Origin of the sequence: Saccharopolyspora sp. CA-218241, from assembly GCF_050954615.1 — a bacterium.
GTDB classification, from domain to species: Bacteria; Actinomycetota; Actinomycetes; order Mycobacteriales; family Pseudonocardiaceae; genus Saccharopolyspora; species Saccharopolyspora cebuensis.
Genome location: NZ_CP191860.1, coordinates 4,402,911 through 4,422,984, shown reverse-complemented (window position 1 = coordinate 4,422,984; position 20,074 = coordinate 4,402,911). Strand labels below are relative to the sequence as shown.

The window sequence follows — 20,074 nt, the reverse complement described above, 5'->3', positions numbered from 1 at the left end:
CCGCGATCGGCGGTTGCGGCAGCATCTGGCGGCGGAAAGCCCGTTCTCGCGCTCGATGTCCGGGTGCGCGGCCGCGAGCAGCACGGCGGACGGGCGTTCGAGGAGAGGAGGACGGAATGCGCGCGCAGCTCAAGCTCGTCGTCGCCGTGCTGGCGTCGATGCTGGTGCTCGGCGGGGTCGCGACCGCGGCCGAGGACCGGACCCTCGGGCTCGGCGACCGGGGCGCCGACGTCACCGAGGTGCAGATCCGCATCGCGGGGTGGGCCGCCGACGGTCCGCAGCGGACCTTCGTCGCGGTGGACGGGATCTTCGGCCCGGCCACCGAGGCCGCCCTGAAGCGCTTCCAGCGGGCCTACGGGCTCACCGCCAGCGGCCAGGTGGACGCGCCGACCCAGCAGGCGCTCGACGCGCTGGCCGACCCCGACGGGTCCACCGCGCACTTCGACTTCGCCGAGTTCCACTCCAAGGACGGGGCGGGCTTCGGCGGCGGCAAGGTGGGCAGCTCCACCGTGCAGGAGAACGTGCGGCGGCTGATGTACAAGCTGGAGGCCGTGCGCAAGAAGGCCGGGGACGCCCCGATCACCATCAACTCCGGTTTCCGCAGCATCGCGCACAACAGCGACGTCGGCGGCGCGTCGAACAGCCAGCACATGTACGGCATCGCGGCCGACATCGTGATCAGCGGCACCAGCGTCGGCCAGGCCATCGGCCACGCCCAGACCTCGGGCTTCTCCGGCATCATCCGCTACAACACCTTCACCCACGTCGACAGCCGCGTGGAGTACGGCTACGGAGCAGGCTCCTGGTACTGGGCCACCTGAGTTTCGCTGTTCGGCAACTCGCCTGGCGGGCCGGTGCGGGCAGCGGAACCTCAGCGGCCTTCTCGCTGCGGGATCGCCGACATCATGAACCACGTCGGCGCTGTCCTCGCGAGAAGGCCGCTGAGAACCCGCGGCGCTGCCGGCCGCCCAGGTGGTCGCAAGCGGCTCCGCCGCTTGGACGACCCACGACCACCGCGCACGACCAGGTGATCTTCTTCCGAGTGAGGGGCACCTTCATCCGGCATGGTCGGAGGAAGGTGCCCCCACCCATTCCCCCCGCGGGTGAAATCGGGTGCCGGACTAGGCTGGGGCGGTGCGCGCTTCCCGGTTGATCGCGTTGCTGTGCCTGCTCCAGGTGCGGGGGTCGATGACGGGGCCGGAGCTCGCCCGCGAGCTGGAGGTCTCGGAGCGGACCGTGGCCCGGGACGTGCTCGCGCTGGCCGAGGCCGGGGTGCCGGTGTACGCCGAACGCGGCCGGACCGGCGGGTATAGGTTGCTCGGCGGCTACCGGTCCAAGCTCACCGGGCTGCACCAGGCTGAGGCGGAAGCGCTGTTCCTGGCCGGTTTGCCCGGCCCGGCGGGGGAGATGGGGCTCGGTGACGAGGTCGCCGCCGCCCGGCTCAAGGCCCGCGCCGCGCTCGCCCCGCCGTTCCGCGACGCCCCGGACCGCGTCGGCCAGCGCTTCCACCTGGACGCCCCGCGCTGGTTCCGGGACGCCGAGGCCCCCGCCGCGCTGGCCGGGCTGAGCCGCGCGGTGTGGCGGGACAAGGTGGTGATCGCCACCTACCGGCGCTCCGGTGCCGAGGAGGTGCGGCGGGTGCTGGAACCGCACGGCCTCGTGCTCAAGGCGGGCGTCTGGTACCTCGCGGCCCGCTCCGGCGACCGCTTCCTGGTGTACCGGGTGGACCGCTTCGGCGACGTCGAGGTCGGCGCGGACGGGTTCGCCCGCGATCCGGACTTCGACCTGGCCGCGTTCTGGGCGGCGCGGTCCGAGGAGTTCGCGCGTTCCCTGCTGCGCGAGGAGATCACCGTGCGGATCAGCCCGCTCGGCCTGCGCCGGCTGCCCGGGGTGATCGAGGCCGCGGCGGTGCGCGCGGCGGCGGACGGAGCGGGGGAGCCGGACGCGGACGGCTGGGTGCGGACGGTGCTGCCGGTGGAATCCCACGACGTCGCCCACTCCCAGCTCCTCGGCCTCGGCGCGGAGGTCGAGGTGCTGGCGCCCCCCGAACTCCGCGCCCGGCTGGCGGGCAGCGCCGCCCGCCTCGCCGCGCTCTACCGGTAGTCCGCCGGGTCGCCTTCCCCGCCGCCCCACGACACCTCGGTGAGGTAGCGCCAGGAGTCCGGCCGGGAGCCGTCGACGTCGGTGAAGCCGTACTCGCGGGCGAGCTGCCCGGTCGACAGCGACCGGGTGTTCCACCGCGCCACGTCGGGGTCGGCGGCCAGCGCGACCACCGCGCGCCCGACGTAGGCGGGCGTCTCCGAGGTGCCGAAGCCCGGCTCCTGCGCGATCGCGTCGCGCCAGGTGTCCTCGGTGACGCCGAAGTGGTCCAGCATCATCTCCGAGCGCAGCCAGCCCGGTGTCAGCGACACCGCCGTTCCGCCGTGCGGCGCCAGCTCCTCGCCCTGCGCCCGCGCCATCCGGTGCGCGGCGACCTTGGCGACGTCGAAGAACGCGCCGCACTCGCCGCGGTACCAGCGCTCGTTGACCTCCGCGGTGCCGTCGGTCAGCTCCACGACCAGCGCGCCCGGCTCGCGGACCATCAGGCCCAGCGCGAAGTGGCTGGTGACCAGGTGCGCCTCGATGCCGGTGCGCAGCCGGGCGATGCCCATGTCCAGGGGGTGTTCCCACAGCAGCGGCGTGTGCCACTCGATCAGGTGCTCCCCGCCGAGGTCGTTGACCAGCACGCCGAGCCGCCCCTGCTCGGCCTCGATCCGCCGCACCAGGTCGCGCACCTGCTCCGGGTCGGTGTGGTCGACCGGCACCGCGATGCCGGTGCCGCCCGCCGCCGTGACCAGCTCGGCGGTCTCCTCGATGGTCTCCGGCCGGTCGTAGTCGGACCGCCGCTGCCGGGTGCTGCGCCCGGTGCCGTACACGGTGGCCCCGGCCGCGCCGAGTTCCACGGCGATCCCGCGTCCGGCCCCGCGCGTGGCGCCCGCCACCAGTGCCACGACGCCGTCCAGTGCTGCGCTCATCCTTCGTCTTCTCCCTGGTCGTTCGGTCGGAATGCCGACGATCGCAGCGATACCGGACAACCGCGGTCGGGAATTCGCGGCTCCGACCCCGCCCAGTGCCCGTTCGGGTGAAGCGTGCTCGGGGTACGGTGTCGGTGGGGTGATCACGTCACGACGTGTTCACCCGAGGGGAGGAAGACAAGGGGCTCGGCTCGCTGTTCCGCCGACGACGGTCCGGGGGCCGGTGCGGGTGCGCGGCAGGACACACCTGGTCGCGGGACCGGCGTGGCTGCTGGACTTGGGTCCGAGGACCTGCTTACCGTCCGCACCGAGCGCGGGACCGGTGATCGAACGGTCCTGCTGCCGCCGACGACCTCGGTGCCGGAGCGGCGGTGGTCCCCGCCGACGGGCGGCGCGGCAGTACCGGTGGTAGAAGCAACGAGCACAGAGCCACGATCAGGAAGGCGGATCCGATGACGCCCCCGCACAACTACCTCGCGGTGATCAAAGTCGTCGGCATCGGCGGCGGCGGCGTCAATGCCGTCAACCGCATGATCGAGGTCGGTCTCAAGGGCGTCGAGTTCATCGCGGTGAACACCGACGCCCAAGCCCTGCTGATGTCCGACGCCGACGTGAAGCTCGACATCGGTCGCGAACTCACCCGCGGTCTGGGCGCGGGTGCCGCTCCCGAGGTCGGCAGGCAGGCCGCCGAGGACCACAAGGAAGAAATAGAAGAGGTCCTCAAGGGCGCCGACATGGTCTTCGTGACCGCGGGCGAGGGCGGTGGCACCGGGACCGGTGGCGCACCGGTCGTCGCCTCGGTGGCGCGCAAGCTCGGGGCGCTCACCATCGGCGTGGTCACCCGGCCGTTCTCCTTCGAGGGCAAGCGCCGGGCGCAGCAGGCCGAGGAGGGCATCAAGGCGCTGCGCGACGAGTGCGACACGCTGATCGTCATCCCCAACGACCGGCTGCTGCAGCTCGGCGACATCGGGGTCAGCCTGATGGACGCGTTCCGCTCCGCGGACGAGGTGCTGCTCTCCGGTGTCCAGGGCATCACCGACCTGATCACCACCCCGGGTCTGATCAACCTCGACTTCGCCGACGTCAAGAGCGTCATGTCCGGGGCGGGCAGCGCCTTGATGGGCATCGGCTCGGCCCGCGGGGAGGGCAGAGCCGTGGAAGCCGCGCAGAAGGCGATCAACTCGCCGTTGCTGGAGGCCTCGATGGAAGGCGCCCACGGGGTGCTGCTGGCCATAGCGGGCGGTTCGGACCTCGGCCTGTTCGAGATCAACGAATCCGCCTCGCTGGTGCAGGAGTCGGCGCACCCCGAGGCGAACATCATCTTCGGCACGGTGATCGACGACTCGCTCGGCGACGAGGTGCGGGTGACGGTGATCGCCGCCGGGTTCGACTCGGGCGCGCCCACCCACAAGAAGCTGGAGCCGACCCGGGTCGGGGGCAGGTCCGAGGACGAACCGCCGACCGAGGTGCCGCCGCGCGAGGACCCGGAACCCGCCGCGCCGCAGCAGGTCGAGCGGGCCCCGGAGCCCGTCCAGCAGCCGCCGGCGCAGCAGCAACCGGCTCCGCAGCAGCCGGTCCAGCAACCGGCCGCCCAGCAGCCGCCCGCGCCGGCGCAGCCCGCCCAGCAGGAGGTGCCCGCCGAACCGCAGCGCCCGGCGCCGGTGCAGCGGGAGGACCAGCAGCCCGCCGAGCAGGACCAGCAGCGCACCGGGTTCCCCCAGCGCTCCGGGATGTTCGGCGGTGACGGCTCCACCACCGGCGGCGTGTCGGTGCCGACCCGGGCCGGGAGCGGCTACCCGACGCACACCGGCGCCTCCTCGGGCCGTTCCGGCTCGGTGCCGAACCGGCCGGTGCCGGTCTCCGACGACACCGACGACGACGTCGACATCCCGCCGTTCATGCGCCGCTGAGCACCGACCGCACCGGCCCCGGACCGCGGCGGCGGGTGCGCGAGAATCGGCACCGGGAACGTTCCGTTCCCGGTGTCGTTCCACGTGCGGCGCCGGTTCCCGCCGGGAACCGCCCGCCCCGGTCAGGCCAGGAGGCTGAGCAGCAGTGCGGATTCGTCGCGTGATCACCACGCGGGAGGGCGGCAGCTCCCGGCCGCCGTTCGACTCGTTCAACCTCGGCGGCCGGGTCGGCGACGACCCCGAGGCGCTGGCGGCCAACCACCGCAAGCTCGCCTCCGGCATCGGGCTGCCCGCGGACCGGCTGGTGTGGATGGAGCAGATCCACGGCCGCACCACGACGATCGTGGACGGACCGCAGGCCGAGCCGGTGGAGGCCACCGACGCGCTGGTGACCGCCGAACCGGACCTGGCGCTGGTCGCGCTGACCGCCGACTGCGTCCCGGTGCTGCTGGGCGACCCGGAGACCGGGGTCGTCGCGGCGGTGCACGCGGGCCGCGTCGGCGCCCGGGTCGGGGTCCTGGTCTCCGCGCTGGAGGGGATGCTGGAGGCCGGGGCGCGGCTGGGGGCGATCGAGGCGCTGCTGGGACCGGCGGCCTGCGGCGAGTGCTACGAGGTGCCCGCCGGGATGCAGGCCGACGTGGAGCGGCACCTGCCGGGTAGCGCCTGCAAGACCCGCCGGGGCACGCCGGGGCTGGACCTGCGGGCCGGGCTGTGGGAGCAGCTCGCCGCGGCCGGGGTCGGCAAGGTCGGCGTCGACCCGCGTTGCACGATGGAATCCCCGGAGCTGTTCAGCCACCGCCGCGACGAGGGCCGCACCGGCCGGTTCGCCGCCCTGGTCTGGGCCGAGCCGGAGGAGCGGTCGTGAACCGGCGCGAGGAGATCGCCGAGTCCCTCCGCGAGGTCGAGGAGCGGGTCGCGGCGGCCTGCCGGGCGGCGGGCCGGGACCGCTCCGAGGTGGAACTGCTGGCGGTGACCAAGACGTTCCCGGCGTCGGACGCGGCGCTGCTGGCGGACCTGGGGCTCACCGCGTTCGCGGAGAACCGGGAGCAGGAGGCGCGCGGCAAGGTCGGCGAGTTCGACGCGCTGCGCCCGGACGCCGGCGTGCGCTGGCACATGGTCGGCCAGCTCCAGCGGAACAAGGCGCGCTCGGTGGTCCGCTGGGCGGACGTGGTCGAGTCGGTGGACAGCGAGCGGCTGGTGGCGGCGCTGGGCAAGGCGACCTCGAACGCGCTGGCGGCGGGGGAGCGGTCCGCGCCGCTGGAGGTGCTGATCCAGGTCGGCCTCGGCGACTCGCCCGGGCGCGGTGGTTGCCCGCCGGAGCAGGTTCAGTCACTCGCAGAGGTGATCAGTCGCACGAGTGATCTTCGACTGCGGGGAGTGATGGCCGTGGCCCCATTGGGCGGTGACCCGGTTGTGTCCTTCGATACACTTTCGGCGATCTCCGAGCGTCTCCGCCGGGATCACCCGGAAGCTGGCGACGTGTCCGCCGGGATGAGCGGTGACCTGGAAAGTGCCGTGGCCCACGGCTCGACGCGCGTGCGTGTCGGAACCGCGCTGCTCGGCGGGCGCCGGTTAATCTCGCCGTAGCCGCATCAGGGGGTCGAAGGTCGTCCGCCTTGTGCTCGGTGCGAAGGAGTCGCAGAGGAAGGGCATGCCGATGAGCGCTTTGCACAAGTTGAAGGCCTACTTCGGCATGGTCCCGGCCGACGAGGTGGACGAGTACGACGACGACGTCTACCGCGACCAGGAGACCTTCGACACCGCCGCCCGCAGGCGGCCCGGCGGTGCGCGTGGAAGCTACCAGCCCGAGGCCGACGGCGAGCCGGAGGGCTACGTCGAGGACTACCGCGAACCGCCGCGTTCGCGCAGGCCGTGGGCTTCGGAGACCTCGACGCGGGGGACGCTGTCCGGGGACCAGTCGCGGGAGTCGGTCTCCCGGCTGCGGGCGGTCACCGACACCGGCACGCAGTTCAACTTGAGCAAGATCACAACCCTGCACCCGCGCAGCTTCAGCGAGGCCAGGACGATCGGGGAGCAGTACCGCGACGGCACCCCGGTCATCATGAACCTGACCGAGATGGACGAGTCCGACGCCAAGCGGCTGGTGGATTTCGCCGCCGGGCTGGCCTTCGGCCTGCGCGGATCCATCGAGAAGGTCACCAACCGCGTGTTCTTGCTCTCACCGCCCAACGTGGACGTCGCGGCCGAGGACAAGCGGCGGCTCGCCGAGGGCGTCTTTTTCAACTACGGGTGAGTGGTGGCAGAGTTGAGGCGTGTACCCGCTGCAGATCGTCCTGTTCTACGTTCTGTTCTTCTTCTGGTTGCTGCTCACGGCACGTATCGTGGTGGAGCTCGTAAGGGTGTTCGCCCGCGATTGGCGGCCTGTTGGGGGGGTTGCAATCGCGTTGGAGAGCATCTACACAGTGACCGATCCGCCGGTCCGGCTGTTGCGTCGGGTGATGCCGACGGTCCGGATCGGCGGTGTGGGACTGGACCTATCGATTATGGTGCTGCTGCTGGTCGTGTTCATACTGATGCGACTGGTCCAACCCGGGTGACGGGGAACCCGGGACCCGCAGCCGAGGAGTGCGTGAGGTGATCTTGTGGGCTTGACCCCCGCCGACGTGCATAACGTCGCGTTCAGCAAACCTCCGATCGGTAAGCGGGGCTACAACGAGGACGAGGTGGACGCGTTCCTCGATCTCGTTGAAGCCGAGCTTGCCCGGCTGGTGGAGGAGAACAACGACCTGCGGAGCCAGGTGGAGCAGCTCGAGACCCAGCTCCAGTCCGCCCAGGTCGACCTGGAGGACGCCCGCAGCCAGGCGGCGTCGGTCTCCCCCGCCCCCGCCGCCCAGGAGGAACCGCGCCGACTGACCCCGGTGCCGGCGCCACCGAACCCGGCCGAGCAGACCTCGCCCGGCGGTGACCACCACGTCCAGGCCGCGAAGGTGCTCGGCTTGGCGCAGGAGATGGCCGACCGGCTCACCGGCGAGGCCAAGGCCGAGGCCGACGGCATGCTCTCCGACGCCCGGACCAAGTCCGAGCAGCTCCTGTCGGAGGCCCGGTCCAAGTCCGACAGCATGGTGAACGAGGCGCGCACCCGCGCCGAGACGCTCATCAACGACGCCCGGACCCGATCCGAGACGCTGGAGCGGCAGTCCCGCGACAAGGCGGCCAGCCTGGAACGCGATGCGCAGCGCAAGCACGCCGAGGTGATGGGCAACATCACCCAGGAGAAGAACGCGCTGGAGAAGAAGATCGAGACGCTGCGGACGTTCGAGCGCGAATACCGCACCCGCTTGCAGACCTACCTCGAATCGCAGCTCCGCGAACTGCAGGACCGCGGCTCGGCCGCGCCCGCCGACAGCAGCGGCGGCGGCAGGTCGTCGGGCCAGCAGACCAGCTACAGCTTCGGCGCCAGAGCGGCCGAAGCGGGCTGAGGACGCGCGACGAGGATGACCACCACGGCGGTGGCGGGCTGCGGTCCGCCACCGCTGGAGTGCGTCTCGGGGCCGTTGCCCGCTAGGTGGTCCCCGCCGCGCCGGACGGCGAGGAGCGTGACGTTGCCGTGCTGCTGATCGTGCTGCTGCTGGTGGTGGCCGCGGCGGGGGTGCTGGCCGCGGCGGTCGGCACCGGGCACCCGCAGTGGGCCTGGTACTCGGTCCTGCTGAGCGCGCTCGCGGTGCTGCTGCTGGTGCTCGACCGGGTCCGCCGCCGGCGCGCCGCCGCGCCGGGACGATCGGTCGGCTCCGGTCCGGAGCCCGAGTTCGCCGACGCGCCGGAGGTCCCGGAGCCGGAGGTGGGGCGCGGTGGCGAGCCCGCCGCCGACGCCGAGGTGCTGGTGGTCGACGAGCACCCGCGCTACCACCTGACCGGCTGCGACTGGATCGCCGGGCAGGAGACCATCCCGCTGCCGCTGGCCGAGGCCCGCGAGCTCGGCTTCACCCCGTGCGGGGTGTGCGCCCCGGACTCGACGCTGGCCGCGCGGCCGGCGGGCAACCGCTGAACCCCGTCGCCGCGGCTCGCCGCGAATCGCTATCCTGGTCGGCACAGGCGATGATCCGGCCATCACCGGGGAGCTTCCGGAAGAAGGGGTCGCCGCGGCGGCCTTGGTAGAACCGGACGGGTCCGGCCCGTGACAGCCGACGAGGAGCGGTCGTGCGCACCGGACGGCGGGTGCACGGCAAGCGGGGTGGTACCGCGGCCGCGTGCGAGGCACGCCGGGTCGTCCCCGGGCCGCCGAGGTCGGGCGGGATCGACGACACACCGCGAGGAGCGCATCCGCGATGGCTTACCCGAAGGTTCAGTTCAGCGGCGCCGGTGAACCGGAGCCGGGCCGGTCGGCGGGGGTGCCCGCGCAACCGTCCTTCCCGGACGTCGAGCGCGCGGTGCTGGACTTCTGGGCGGCCGACGGCACGTTCCGCGAGTCGGTGCGGGCCCGCGAGGCCGGTGCCCACGGCGCCAACGAGTTCGTGTTCTACGACGGCCCGCCGTTCGCCAACGGCCTGCCGCACTACGGCCACCTGCTGACCGGCTACGTCAAGGACGCCGTGCCGCGCTACCAGACGATGCGCGGCAAGCGGGTCGAGCGCCGGTTCGGCTGGGACTGCCACGGGCTGCCCGCCGAGGTGGAGGCGGAGAAGCAGCTCGGCATCACCTCGAAGTCCGAGATCGAGTCGATGGGCGTCGCCGAGTTCAACGAGGTGTGCCGGACCTCGGTGCTGCGCTACACCGCCGAGTGGGAGGACTACGTCACCCGGCAGGCGCGCTGGGTGGACTTCGACAACGACTACAAGACGCTCGACCTGGACTACATGGAAAGCGTCATGTGGGCCTTCAAGACCCTGTGGGACAAGGGCCTGGTCTACGAGGGCTTCCGGGTGCTCTGGTACTGCTGGCGCTGCGAGACGCCGCTGTCCAACACCGAGACGCGGATGGACGACGTCTACCGGCAGCGCCAGGACCCGGCGGTGACCGTCGGGCTGCGGCTGGTGGCGCCGGGCGAGGTCTACGACCGGGCGCTGGCCCTGGTGTGGACCACGACCCCGTGGACGCTGCCGTCGAACCTGGCCGCCGCGGTGCACCCCGAGGTCGACTACGTGCTGGTCGAGCCCGCGGGCGGCGACGAGCGCTACGTGCTGGCCGAGGCCCGGCTGGGCGCCTACGCCCGGGAGCTGGGCGAGGACGCCGCCGAGCACGTGGTGGCCCGCTTCACCGGCGCCGACCTGCTCGGCACCGGGTACGCGCCGCCGTTCGACTTCTTCACCGGCCGCGAGGGCGCCCACCGGGTGCTGGCCGCCGACTACGTCACCACCGAGGACGGCACCGGGATCGTGCACATCGCCCCGGCCTTCGGCGAGGAGGACAAGGCCGTCACCGACGCGGCGGGCATCGAGCCGGTCGTCCCGGTCGACGCGCACGGCCGGTTCACCGCCGAGGTCGCGCCGTACGAGGGCTTGCAGGTCTTCGAGGCGAACAAGGCGATCGCCCGCGACCTCAAGGACGCCGGGTTGCTGCTGCGGCACGAGACCTACGACCACCCGTACCCGCACTGCTGGCGCTGCGACAACGCGCTGATCCAGCGCGCGGTGTCGTCCTGGTTCGTGGCGGTCAGCCGGTTCCGGGACCGGATGTTTGAGCTGAACCAGCAGATCGGCTGGGTGCCCGAGCACATCCGGGACGGCCAGTTCGGCAAGTGGCTGGACAACGCCCGCGACTGGAACATCTCCCGCAACCGGTACTGGGGTTCGCCGATCCCGGTGTGGGTCTCCGACGACCCGGCCCACCCGCGCACCGACGTCTACGGTTCGCTCGACGAGCTGGAGCGCGACTTCGGGGTGCGCCCGACCGACCTGCACCGACCGGGGATCGACGAGCTGACCCGGCCGAACCCGGACGACCCGACGGGGCGGTCGACCATGCGCCGGGTGCCGGAGGTGCTGGACTGCTGGTTCGAGTCCGGCTCGATGCCCTTCGCCCAGGTCCACTACCCGTTCGAGAACGCGGACTGGTTCGAGCACCACTACCCGGGCGACTTCATCGTCGAGTACAACGGCCAGACCCGCGGCTGGTTCTACACGCTGCACGTGCTGGCCACCGCGCTGTTCGACCGGCCCGCGTTCGCCAACGTGGTGGCGCACGGCATCGTGCTCGGCCACGACGGGCTCAAGATGTCCAAGTCCAAGCGCAACTACCCGGACGTCAACGAGGTCTTCGACCGCGACGGCTCGGACGCGATGCGCTGGTTCCTGATGTCCAGCCCGATCCTGCGCGGCGGCGACCTGGTGGTCACCGAGCGCGGCATCCGGGACGCGGTGCGGCAGGCGGTGCTGCCGCTGTGGAACTCGTGGTACTTCCTGGCGCTCTACGCCAACGCCGAGGGCGCGGAGGGCCGGACGCGGGTGGGCAGCGAGCACGTGCTGGACCGCTACGCGCTGGCCAAGACCCACGAGATGGTCGGCGACGTGCAGGCCGCGATGGACGCCTTCGACCTCGCCGGGGCCTGCGCCACCGTGCGGGAGTTCCTGGAGGTGCTGACCAACTGGTACGTGCGCCGGTCCCGCGACCGGTTCTGGGCCGGTGACCGGGACGCCATCGACACCCTGCACACCGTCCTGGAGGTGACCTGCCGGGTGGTGGCGCCGCTGCTGCCGCTGACCGCCGAGGCGGTGTGGCGCGGGCTGACCGGGCAGCGGTCGGTGCACCTGGCGGACTGGCCGCTGGTCGACGAGCTGCCCGCCGACCCGGCGCTGGTGGCCGCGATGGACCGGGTGCGCGAGGTGTGCTCGGCGGCGCTGGCCCTGCGCAAGGCCAACAAGCTGCGGGTGCGGTTGCCGCTGGCCTCGCTGGTGGTGGCCACCCCGGACGCCGGGTCGCTGCGGCCGTTCGCCGACCTCATCCGCGACGAGGTCAACGTGAAGTCGCTGGAGCTGACCACCGAGGTCGCCGAGCACGGGCACTTCGAGGTCGCCGTCAACGCGCGGGCCGCCGGGCCCCGGCTGGGCCGCGACGTGCAGCAGGTGATCAAGGCGGTCAAGGCGGGCGACTGGCACCGCACCCCGGAAGGTGCCGTGGTGGCGGCGGGCATCGAGCTGGCCGAGGGCGAGTTCTCCGAGCGGCTGGTGTCCACCGACCCCGGTGCGGCCTCCGCGCTGCCCGGTGGCCGCGGCCTGGTGTCGCTGGAGACCGAGGTGACCCCGGAGCTGGCGGCCGAGGGGCTGGCCCGCGACGTGGTGCGGGTGATCCAGCAGGCCCGCCGGGACGCCGGGTTCGAGGTCTCCGACCGGATCACCGCCGAGCTCGCGGCATCGGAGGACGTGCTGGCCGCGGTGGCGGCGCACCGCGACTTCATCGCGGCCGAGACGCTGGCCGACGCGGTGGACCCCGGCCCGGCCGAGGGCGGCTTCGCCGGCACCGTCGGCGAGGGGATCGACATCACCGCCCAGGTGCGCCGCAAGGCGTGACGCCGAGGTGAGGGGCACCCTTGCCCGAGTAACTTGGGCAAGGGTGCCCCTCACCCACGTCTCGAACGGGTGAGCAGAGCGAGGGGTGGCGGCGGCGCCTGGGTACCCGAGTCGTCGCGGGAGTCGCCGCAGCCACCGGAACCGCCGAGGAGGAGCCATGCCGCTGGACGTCGAGGTGCCGCGCACGGAACTGGCCCGCGAGGCCACCGAGCTGGTGCGGGACACCACGAGCGAGTTGATCTACCACCACTCCCGGCGGGTCTACTTCTTCGGCGCCCTCCAGGGGCGCGCCCGGGGGCTGAGCTGGGACCCGGAGCTGCTCTACCTCGGCGCCCTGTTCCACGACGTCGGCCTCGGCGCGGAGTTCCACACCAGCGGACGCCGCTTCGAGGTGGACAGCGCCGACGAGGCCCGCCGCTTCCTGCGCGCCCGCGGTGTCCCGGACGACGGCGTCCGGCGGGTGTGGACCGCGATCGCCCTGCACACCACCCCGGGCATCCCGGAGCACATGGAGCCGGAGGTGGCGCTGGTCACGGCCGGGGTGGAGTACGACGTGCTGGGGCTGGGCTTCGACGCCATCACCGCCGAGGACCGCGCCGAGGTCGTCGCGCAGCACCCGAGGCCGGACTTCAAGAACCGCATCCTGGAGGCCTTCCGGCAGGGCGTCGAACCCAAGCCGGAGACCACCTTCGGCAACGTCAAGGCCGACGTGCTGGCGCACTGCACGCCCGGCTTCGAGCGCGGCGACTTCGTCCGCACCATCCGCGAGTCGCCCTGGCCGGAGTGACCACCGGCGACCGCCCGGAGCACGTCGGGGACAATGGCGGCGTGAGCACCGAGCCGACGCCCGCCGAGCAGCCTCCCGGACCGACCGGGTCGCCCCGCCCGTGGAAGCTGCCCGTCCTGCTGTTCGGGGTGGCCGCCGCCGTGCTGCTGCTCGACATCGCGACCAAGGTCGCCGCCGTGGCCTTCCTCGAGGGCGAGGTACCGGTCGAGCTGCTCGGCGGGCTGGTCTACCTCGACGTGCTGCGCAACCCGGGTGCGGCCTTCTCGCTGGGCACCGACTTCACCTGGCTGCTGTCGCTGCTGGCGATCGCCGTGGTGCTGGGCATCTGCTGGCTGGCGCTGAAGGTCCGCTCGACCGGCTGGGCGATCGGCCTCGGACTGGTGCTGGCCGGGGCCGCCGGGAACCTGGTGGACCGGATCTTCCGCGCCCCCGGACCGCTGCGCGGGCACGTGGTGGACATGATCTCGGTGCTGGAGCCGGGCGGGGCGTTCTTCCCGGTGTTCAACGTCGCGGACTCCGCGATCTGCTGCGGCGGCGCCCTGGTGGTGCTGCTGACGCTGCTCGGCCGGGACTACGACGGCACCGTGCACCGCAAGGGCGGGAAGGCGGAGGCCGCCTCGTGACCGAGCTGCGCACCCTGCCGGTGCCCGAGGGGCTGGACGGACTGCGGGTCGACTCCGGGCTGGCCAAGCTGCTCGGCCTGTCCCGCAGCGTGGTCGCCGGGCTCGCCGAATCCGGCGACGTGCTGGTCGACGGCGCGCCGGCGGGCAAGTCGGACCGGCTCATCGCCGGGGCCTGGCTGGAGGTCTCGCTGCCCTCGGCGGACCGCACGATCGAGGTCGTCCCGGTGCCGGTCGAGGGCCTCGGCGTGCTGCACGAGGACGACGACATCGTGGTGGTGGACAAGCCGATCGGGGTCGCGGTGCACCCGAGCCCCGGTTGGGAGGGCCCGACCGTGCTCGGCGGGCTGGCCGCCGCGGGCGTGCGCACCGCGTCCTCCGGGCCCGCCGAACGGCAGGGCGTCGTGCACCGCCTCGACGCCGGGACCACCGGCGTGATGGTCGTCGCCAAGAGCGAGTTCGCCTACACGGCGCTCAAGCGGGCGTTCAAGGAGCGCACCGTCGACAAGCGCTACCACGCCGTCGTGCAGGGCCACCCGGACCCGAGCCGGGGCACCATCGACGCGCCGATCGACCGGCACCCCCGGCACGACTACAAGTTCGCGGTGGTCACCGGCGGCAAGGCCAGCATCACGCACTACGAGACCGTCGAGGCGTTCCGCGCCGCCTCGCTGGTGGACGTGAAGCTGGAAACCGGCCGCACCCACCAGATCCGGGTGCACTTCTCGGCGGTGCGCCACCCCTGCGCGGGCGACCTCACCTACGGCGCCGACCCGGTGCTGGCCCGCAAGCTCGGGCTGACCAGGCAGTGGCTGCACGCGCGCAGCCTGTCCTTCGAGCACCCCGGGGACGGCCGGTGGGTCACCTTCGAGAGCCCGTACCCGGCCGACCTGCAACACGCGCTGGACGTGCTCCGGGACCAGGACCGCTGACCCGCGGCACCGGGTAGCGTGGTGGTCCGCCAGATCATCCGCAGGAGGCCCCGATGACACCGGAGTCGCGTTCGCCCGACGACGTCCCGACCCCGCCCACCGGACTGCCGGTCGTCGACGAGGACGGTCGCAGCCTCGCCGACCTGATCCGCGCGGAGGACATCGGTTCCGCCGCGCCCGCGGTCTTCGGCGAGCCCGCCGCCGGCGGCGCCGACGCCCCGGCGGGGGACTGGCCCGAGCTGGAGTACCGCAGCAAGGAGCAGCCCGCGCGCCGGGGCCCGCTCGACTGGATCCGCCGCCGGGACCGCTGAGCGGCCCCGCCGCTCCCGCACCGGTGGCTACAGGTCCGTGATGTCCCAGAGCAGGGTCCGCTGCTCGTCGCCCGGCCTGGGCGACCAGCGCACCGCGGTCAGCTCGGTGGCGTCCGGCAGCACGTAGACGGTGTGGCCGCCCGCGGTTTCCCCGGCGGGACGCCGATCCGGTGCGGCGGCCGGGAGGACAGCGACACCGAGGCCTTGCCCACCGCCGATCCGTCGGTGGCGACCAGCTCCAGGTGCAGGTCCGGCAGCGAGTTGAACGGCGTGGCGCCCCGGTTGGTCAGCTCGGTGTGCACCACGACGGCGCGCTCGCCGTCCTGCAGCTCGTACCCGGCGGCGGTGAACAGGAAGTCGGCCGGGTCCACCACCTCGACGAGCTGGATGGTGATCCGCTCGCCTTCCAGGCCCTCGACGTCGAGCTTGCTGCCGACCTTGCCGGTGCGCACCGGCTGCGGGCGGGCGGGGCGCGGCGGCTCACCCCGCGCCCACGCGGCCGAACCGGGCGGGCCCCACACGTTCACCGGGTCCGGCGGGCCGGGCGGCTGGCCGAACGACGGCGGCGTCGGGGTGAAGCGCTGCGGCCCGCTGGTGCCGGGCCCGGGGTGGGCGCCGCTGTACCCACCGCTGGGCGGCTGCGGGTACGGACCGCTCGGCGGTTGTCCGGGACCGCCGGGCGCCGGGTACGAGCCGCTGGGGGTCGGGTAGGAGCCGCTGGGCGGCTGCACCGGGTACGCTCCGCTGGCGAGGTTCTGGGCGTTCCACGCCTGGGCGGCGGCGACGGCCTTGCGGATGCCCTGCTGATCGCATTCCACGCCGACCAGCAGCGGCAACCCGGTGGTCGAGAGCACGGCCAAGCGCGCGGCGACGTCCCGCACGTCCATGCCGAGCCGACCGGCGATCTCGGGCACCGACGCACGGCCCATCTCGGCGACGACGGAGAGCAGACGTACGTCCACGGGATCTGGGCCAGCCACGTCGATCCACGCTACCCCCTCCACCGATCGTGGACAGCGGGGGCGCCGGGTTTTTCCGGGTCGCGGCGCGCCTGGGCCGTTTCGAGAGCCCCGGGCGCGGGAGCGTGAACCTGGCCGCTCCCCCGAGAACCCGCGCAGGAAGGCGCTGTCCAGCGACTTCGTCTCCACGGAGAACGGCCTGCAAGGCGAGCTCAAGGGGGAAGCGGGCTGCTTCGAAGGCGTCTGACGCAGCCACCCGTTCGGGAACGAGGTGAGGGGCACCCTTGTCCCGGTATGGGGTCCTTTCAGAATGCGGCGGAGCCGCATGCGGTGAGGCACGCAACCGGCACCGCGGCGGGTTCTCAGCGGTCTTCTCGCGAGGACAGCGCCGACGCCGTGTACGTCGTGGGTACATCAGGAGGCGATCGGCGCAGCGAGGGGACCGCTGAGGTTCCGCCACCCGCACCGCCACGCAGATCATTCTGAAAGCGGTCCTATGTTGGGCAAGGGTGCCCCTCACCCAGGTCTCGTCCGGGTGGGGCGGGGTGTGCGCCGGGATGGGTGACAGCGTTCGGTTATAGGAGTTAACTGGTTCTGGACATGCTTCCCGAACCGGAGGACTCCGATGACCGCCACCGATCCGCGCCCGCCGGACCCGCTCGTCCCCGAACCGGAGGTCGACGCCGACTTCGTCCAGCACCTGCACGAGCGCTACGCCGAGATCCGGGAGCGGACCCCGGTGCAGCGGATGATGACCCGGGGCGGACTGCCCATCTGGTCGATCACCCGCTACAGCGACGTCCGCGCCGCGCTGGCCGACCCCAGCCTGAGCAAGGACGTGGCCGGAGCCGACCGGGTGATCCGGGCCAAGCTGCCGGTCCAGGACGACGACGGCGGGCACCCGTTCACCGATTCGCTGGCCGCCCACATGCTCAACATGGACCCGCCGGATCACACCCGGGTCCGCAAGCTCGTGGTCAAGGCGTTCACGCCCCGCCGGGTCGAGGCGCTGCGACCGCGGATCGAGGAGCTCACCGCCGAGCTGCTCGACGCGATGGCCGGTGAGTCCACGGTGGACCTGCTGGACGCCTACGCGTTCCCGCTGCCGATCCGGGTCATCTGCGAGCTGCTGGGCATCGACGAATCCCGCCGCGACGACTTCCGGGCGTGGACCAACGCGCTGCTCGACGACACCGACCACGAGGCCACGATGGCGGCCGCCAACGCGATGAGCGCGTACCTGGTGGACCTCATCGAGCGCAAGCGCGCCGAGCCGGGCGAGGACCTGCTGAGCGGTCTCATCGAGGCCACCGACGAAGGCGACCGGCTCACCCGCGACGAGCTGATCTCGATGGTGTTCCTGCTGCTGATCGCCGGGCACGAGACCACCGTCAACCTGATCGGCAACGCGGTGCTCGCGCTGCTGCACCACCCCGACCAGTGGGCCGCGCTGCGCGCCGATCCCGAGCTGGCGGCGGCCGCGGTGGAGGAGGCGCTGCGGTTCGACGCGCCGGTCATGCACGGCACCCTGCGGCACACCACCCGGCCGGTCAGCTACGGCGGGGTGGAGATCCCGGCCGGGGAGGCGGTCTGGGTCGGGCTCAGCTCCGCCAACCGCGATCCGGAGCGCTACCCGGAGCCCGACCGCTTCGACCTCGGCCGCGACGCCCAGGGCCACCTCGCCTTCGGCCACGGCATCCACTTCTGCCTCGGCGCCCAGCTCGCCCGGCTGGAGGGCCGGATCGCGCTGCGGCGGCTGGTCGAGCGCTTCCCCGACCTGCGCGCCGCCGAACCGCTGGACGAGCTGGGCTTCCGGTTCAGCACGCTGATCCACGGGCTCCGCCGGTTCCCGGTGCACCTGGGCTGAGCCCGCGCGGTCGGCGACCGGTGGGCCGCCGACCGCGCTTCTCAGTCGCGCACGGCGATGGTGTACGGCCCGACGTCGGCCACCTCGAACTCCGGCGACTGGAACAGCGCGCGGTCGAAGCGCACCTCGTAGTCCCGGACGTTGGGCAGTTGCGGGAACGCGTCGGCCTTGAGCTCCATGCCCAGGCCCGTCGGCGGCTGCCCGGAGTCCGCCGAGGTCGCACCGCCGAGCGAGTGCGGGCTGTCCGGGTTGCGCAGCACGAACACGGTCGGCGCGGGGTACTCGCTGCGCTCCAGCATCCGGACCAGCTCGGCGCTGTCCCGCGCCCGGCTCCACCGGTGGATCTCGGCGGCGCGGCCCTCGTAGTCGGCCAGCGGGTTCGCGTAGTGCGGCGTCTCCTGCTGGAAGCCCCAGTACGGCCGGAACGACATCAGCTTGTAGTTCGTGCTGAGCACGACGTTGCGCTGCGGCGGGCGGTCGCTGAGCCGGTCGATCGCGCGGTTCACGTCGTCGGTCCACGACCCGGCCTCCTCCGGGTCGCGGTGGCCCTTGGCGTTGACCCCGGTGGGGTAGTAGTCGGTGTAGGCGGTCTGCACCGAGGGTTCCAGCGCGTCGCCGATGGCGTGCTGGGTGATCGAGACGGCACCGCCCAACCCCAGCGCGAAGGCCACCGCGCTGATCCGCACCGCGTACCGCCCGGACAGCCGGTGCCGCAGGAACCCGATCAGCTCCAGCAGCCCGAACACCCCGGCGGCGGCCAGCACCACGTCGAGGACCACGGTGAGCCGGAAGGCCAGCAGCGTCGTCTTGGCGATCAGCGCCAGCGTGGACAGCGCGAACCAGCAGTAGACCGCGATCACGATGGTCAGCATCGCGGCGGCGATCTCGTTGCGGCTGCAGCGCAGCAGCAGCCACACCACGCCGATCAGGCACAGCAGCCCGAACGCGGTCGCCTCGGTCATCGGCAGCGGCAGGAAGGCGCCGTTGGCGGGCAGGTAGTGCTGCGCTGCGCTGCGCGGGTTGTCCAGCAGGAAGCTGGTGGACAGCAGGTAGGGCAGCCACACCAGCAGCGCGATCACCAGGCTCACCAGCCCGATCGGCAGCAGCCGCAGGAACAGCGCCCGCACCGTCGGCCAGAGCGCGTCGCCCCGGCGCACCCGGAACACGCCGATGAGCACCGCCATGGTGACGACCATCAGCACGGTGAAGCCGAAGTGCAGCGTGTAGGTCACCGCGGCGAAGCCGACGAAGGCGCCGATGAACACCAGCGTGCCGCGCGGTGCCGGATCGCGGCGGCGCAGCACGTGCCAGGTCAGCACGGCCAGCGGGGGCAGCCACGCCGCCGACGGCCACGCGTAGGGCTCCTCGATGCCGTGCAGCATCCCGGCCAGCGCGGTGACCAGCGCGGCCAGCAGCGCCAAGCGGCGCCGGACCACCAGGCTCCACAGCGTGTAGGCCACCACCGCGGTCACCGCCACCCAGCACAGCGCGTAGGGCTTGTAGGCGGCCCAGCCCTCCCAGCCGAGCAGGTTCGCGAACCGCCCGCCGAGCCAGAACCAGCCTGCCGGGTAGTACGGCGCGACCTCGGGGTAGTTCATGTCGGCCAGGCCCGCGGTGCTGGCCATCCGGGTCATGTACTGCAACCGGAAGCCGTTGTCCACCGAGGACCCGCCGAAGTAGTACCGGGTGCCCTGCAACGGGATCGCCAGCGCCAGCGTGGTGAACGCGCTCAGCGCCACCCAGGTGCCGCCGGTGCGCAGCCAGCGCGGCGAGCGGTGGTGCCCGAACACCACGAGGCCGAACAGCAGCACCAGCACCAGCGCGCTGCCCACCGCGGCCAGCGCTTCCGGCGCGAAGCTGGGTTCGCTGATCCCCAAGCGCGCCACCAGGAACTGGAGGCCGAGGCAGACCACGGTCGCCACGATCGACCCGAGCAGGATCTCCAGCACCGCGCCGCGCAGCGGCAGCCGCACGGCGGAGTCCTGCCGCGGCTCGTCGATCGGGCTCGGTCCGGTCAAGAGGGAGCTCGGCAGGGTTCCCGCCACAGTAAAGATCCTTCGGCCGCAGGCGGACAGGGAGGCTCGGCGAGCCTAGTTGATGTGCGCCGCCTCACCTGCTGTCGGGGGAGGTCGCGGCGGTGGCGCCGGACGCTAGTCTGGGTGGATGCGCCCGGCGCCGGACGCGTCCGCGGCCTCGCGCGGCGGGATGCCG

The 20,074-nt window shown here is 72.7% G+C and carries 17 protein-coding genes and 1 pseudogene; 15 read left to right on the top strand and 3 right to left on the bottom strand.

The window, feature by feature from the left end:
- Positions 1–116 precede the first annotated feature (116 nt).
- Both ACQP0T_RS21040 and ACQP0T_RS21035 read left to right on the top strand, forming a co-directional pair.
- On the top strand, positions 117–821 hold the full coding sequence (locus tag ACQP0T_RS21040; RefSeq protein WP_433869621.1) for a D-Ala-D-Ala carboxypeptidase family metallohydrolase: 705 nt from the start codon (positions 117–119) through the stop codon (positions 819–821).
- Between the two features lie 313 nt (positions 822–1,134).
- Positions 1,135–2,103 (top strand): helix-turn-helix transcriptional regulator, encoded by a 969-nt coding sequence (locus tag ACQP0T_RS21035; protein ID WP_433869620.1) that lies wholly within the window; start codon positions 1,135–1,137, stop codon positions 2,101–2,103.
- Here the strand turns inward: ACQP0T_RS21035 and ACQP0T_RS21030 are convergent.
- A complete protein-coding gene (locus tag ACQP0T_RS21030) occupies positions 2,094–3,014 on the bottom strand; it encodes an SDR family oxidoreductase (protein ID WP_433869619.1) in 921 nt (306 codons plus the stop codon). The two genes, ACQP0T_RS21035 and ACQP0T_RS21030, sit on opposite strands and share 10 nt — an antisense overlap.
- A 452-nt stretch (positions 3,015–3,466) precedes the next feature.
- On the opposite strand from ACQP0T_RS21030, the gene ftsZ reads away from it, so the two are divergent.
- The 12 genes from ftsZ to ACQP0T_RS20970 all read left to right on the top strand — a co-directional run bounded on the left by ftsZ (position 3,467) and on the right by ACQP0T_RS20970 (position 15,037).
- Complete coding sequence (ftsZ, locus tag ACQP0T_RS21025; RefSeq protein ID WP_433869618.1) at positions 3,467–4,924, top strand: cell division protein FtsZ; 1,458 nt, start codon at positions 3,467–3,469, stop codon at positions 4,922–4,924.
- A 160-nt stretch (positions 4,925–5,084) separates the two neighbouring features.
- Positions 5,085–5,789: a peptidoglycan editing factor PgeF gene (pgeF, locus tag ACQP0T_RS21020; protein ID WP_345355155.1), complete on the top strand. Its 705-nt coding sequence runs from the start codon at positions 5,085–5,087 to the stop codon at positions 5,787–5,789.
- Positions 5,786–6,511, top strand: coding sequence for a YggS family pyridoxal phosphate-dependent enzyme (locus tag ACQP0T_RS21015; protein ID WP_433869617.1), 726 nt, complete (start codon positions 5,786–5,788; stop codon positions 6,509–6,511). Before pgeF ends, ACQP0T_RS21015 begins: the two co-directional genes overlap by 4 nt.
- 70 nt (positions 6,512–6,581) lie before the next feature.
- The gene (locus ACQP0T_RS21010; RefSeq protein WP_433869616.1) at positions 6,582–7,178 is read left to right on the top strand and encodes a cell division protein SepF; all 597 of its coding nucleotides are present in this window, start codon (positions 6,582–6,584) and stop codon (positions 7,176–7,178) included.
- A 19-nt stretch (positions 7,179–7,197) separates the two neighbouring features.
- Entirely contained in the window at positions 7,198–7,482 is a 285-nt protein-coding gene (locus ACQP0T_RS21005) for a YggT family protein (protein ID WP_345355146.1), read from the top strand.
- 45 nt (positions 7,483–7,527) lie between these two features.
- Entirely contained in the window at positions 7,528–8,364 is an 837-nt protein-coding gene (wag31, locus tag ACQP0T_RS21000; RefSeq protein ID WP_433869615.1) for a DivIVA-like cell division protein Wag31, read from the top strand.
- A 128-nt stretch (positions 8,365–8,492) separates the two neighbouring features.
- Positions 8,493–8,930, top strand: coding sequence for a hypothetical protein (locus ACQP0T_RS20995; protein WP_433869614.1), 438 nt, complete (start codon positions 8,493–8,495; stop codon positions 8,928–8,930).
- Positions 8,931–9,210: 280 nt separating this feature from the next.
- Positions 9,211–12,387 (top strand): isoleucine--tRNA ligase, encoded by a 3,177-nt coding sequence (gene ileS, locus ACQP0T_RS20990; protein ID WP_433869613.1) that lies wholly within the window; start codon positions 9,211–9,213, stop codon positions 12,385–12,387.
- 157 nt (positions 12,388–12,544) lie between these two features.
- Entirely contained in the window at positions 12,545–13,174 is a 630-nt protein-coding gene (locus ACQP0T_RS20985) for an HD domain-containing protein (protein ID WP_345355135.1), read from the top strand.
- 41 nt (positions 13,175–13,215) lie between these two features.
- Positions 13,216–13,797, top strand: a complete 582-nt coding sequence (gene lspA, locus ACQP0T_RS20980; protein WP_433869612.1) for a signal peptidase II — start codon at positions 13,216–13,218, stop codon at positions 13,795–13,797.
- Positions 13,794–14,726, top strand: a complete 933-nt coding sequence (locus ACQP0T_RS20975) for an RluA family pseudouridine synthase (RefSeq protein ID WP_433869611.1) — start codon at positions 13,794–13,796, stop codon at positions 14,724–14,726. The genes lspA and ACQP0T_RS20975 overlap by 4 nt, the downstream gene beginning before the upstream one ends.
- A gap of 53 nt (positions 14,727–14,779) precedes the next feature.
- The gene (locus ACQP0T_RS20970) at positions 14,780–15,037 is read left to right on the top strand and encodes a hypothetical protein (protein WP_433869610.1); all 258 of its coding nucleotides are present in this window, start codon (positions 14,780–14,782) and stop codon (positions 15,035–15,037) included.
- 27 nt (positions 15,038–15,064) lie between these two features.
- Here the strand turns inward: ACQP0T_RS20970 and ACQP0T_RS20965 are convergent.
- Positions 15,065–16,017, bottom strand: a pseudogene (locus ACQP0T_RS20965) (AsnC family protein).
- A 604-nt stretch (positions 16,018–16,621) separates the two neighbouring features.
- Here ACQP0T_RS20965 and ACQP0T_RS20960 point away from each other — a divergent pair.
- Positions 16,622–17,863, top strand: coding sequence for a cytochrome P450 family protein (locus ACQP0T_RS20960; RefSeq protein WP_433869609.1), 1,242 nt, complete (start codon positions 16,622–16,624; stop codon positions 17,861–17,863).
- A 41-nt stretch (positions 17,864–17,904) separates the two neighbouring features.
- Here ACQP0T_RS20960 and ACQP0T_RS20955 read toward each other — a convergent pair whose 3' ends face one another.
- On the bottom strand, positions 17,905–19,881 hold the full coding sequence (locus ACQP0T_RS20955; RefSeq protein WP_433869608.1) for an arabinofuranosyltransferase: 1,977 nt from the start codon (positions 19,879–19,881) through the stop codon (positions 17,905–17,907).
- Positions 19,882–20,074: the final 193 nt, after the last annotated feature.

What these genes read in the sequence shown, in the direction of transcription:
- ACQP0T_RS21010 (WP_433869616.1), top strand. Translation starts at nt 6,582, where the DNA reads ATGAGCGCTTTGCACAAGTTGAAGGCCTACTTCGGCATGGTCCCGGCC.
- ACQP0T_RS21040 (WP_433869621.1), top strand. Translation starts at nt 117, where the DNA reads ATGCGCGCGCAGCTCAAGCTCGTCGTCGCCGTGCTGGCGTCGATGCTG.
- ileS (WP_433869613.1), top strand. Translation starts at nt 9,211, where the DNA reads ATGGCTTACCCGAAGGTTCAGTTCAGCGGCGCCGGTGAACCGGAGCCG.
- ftsZ (WP_433869618.1), top strand. Translation starts at nt 3,467, where the DNA reads ATGACGCCCCCGCACAACTACCTCGCGGTGATCAAAGTCGTCGGCATC.
- ACQP0T_RS20960 (WP_433869609.1), top strand. Translation starts at nt 16,622, where the DNA reads ATGACCGCCACCGATCCGCGCCCGCCGGACCCGCTCGTCCCCGAACCG.
- ACQP0T_RS20970 (WP_433869610.1), top strand. Translation starts at nt 14,780, where the DNA reads ATGACACCGGAGTCGCGTTCGCCCGACGACGTCCCGACCCCGCCCACC.
- ACQP0T_RS20985 (WP_345355135.1), top strand. Translation starts at nt 12,545, where the DNA reads ATGCCGCTGGACGTCGAGGTGCCGCGCACGGAACTGGCCCGCGAGGCC.
- ACQP0T_RS21030 (WP_433869619.1), bottom strand. Translation starts at nt 3,014, where the DNA reads ATGAGCGCAGCACTGGACGGCGTCGTGGCACTGGTGGCGGGCGCCACG.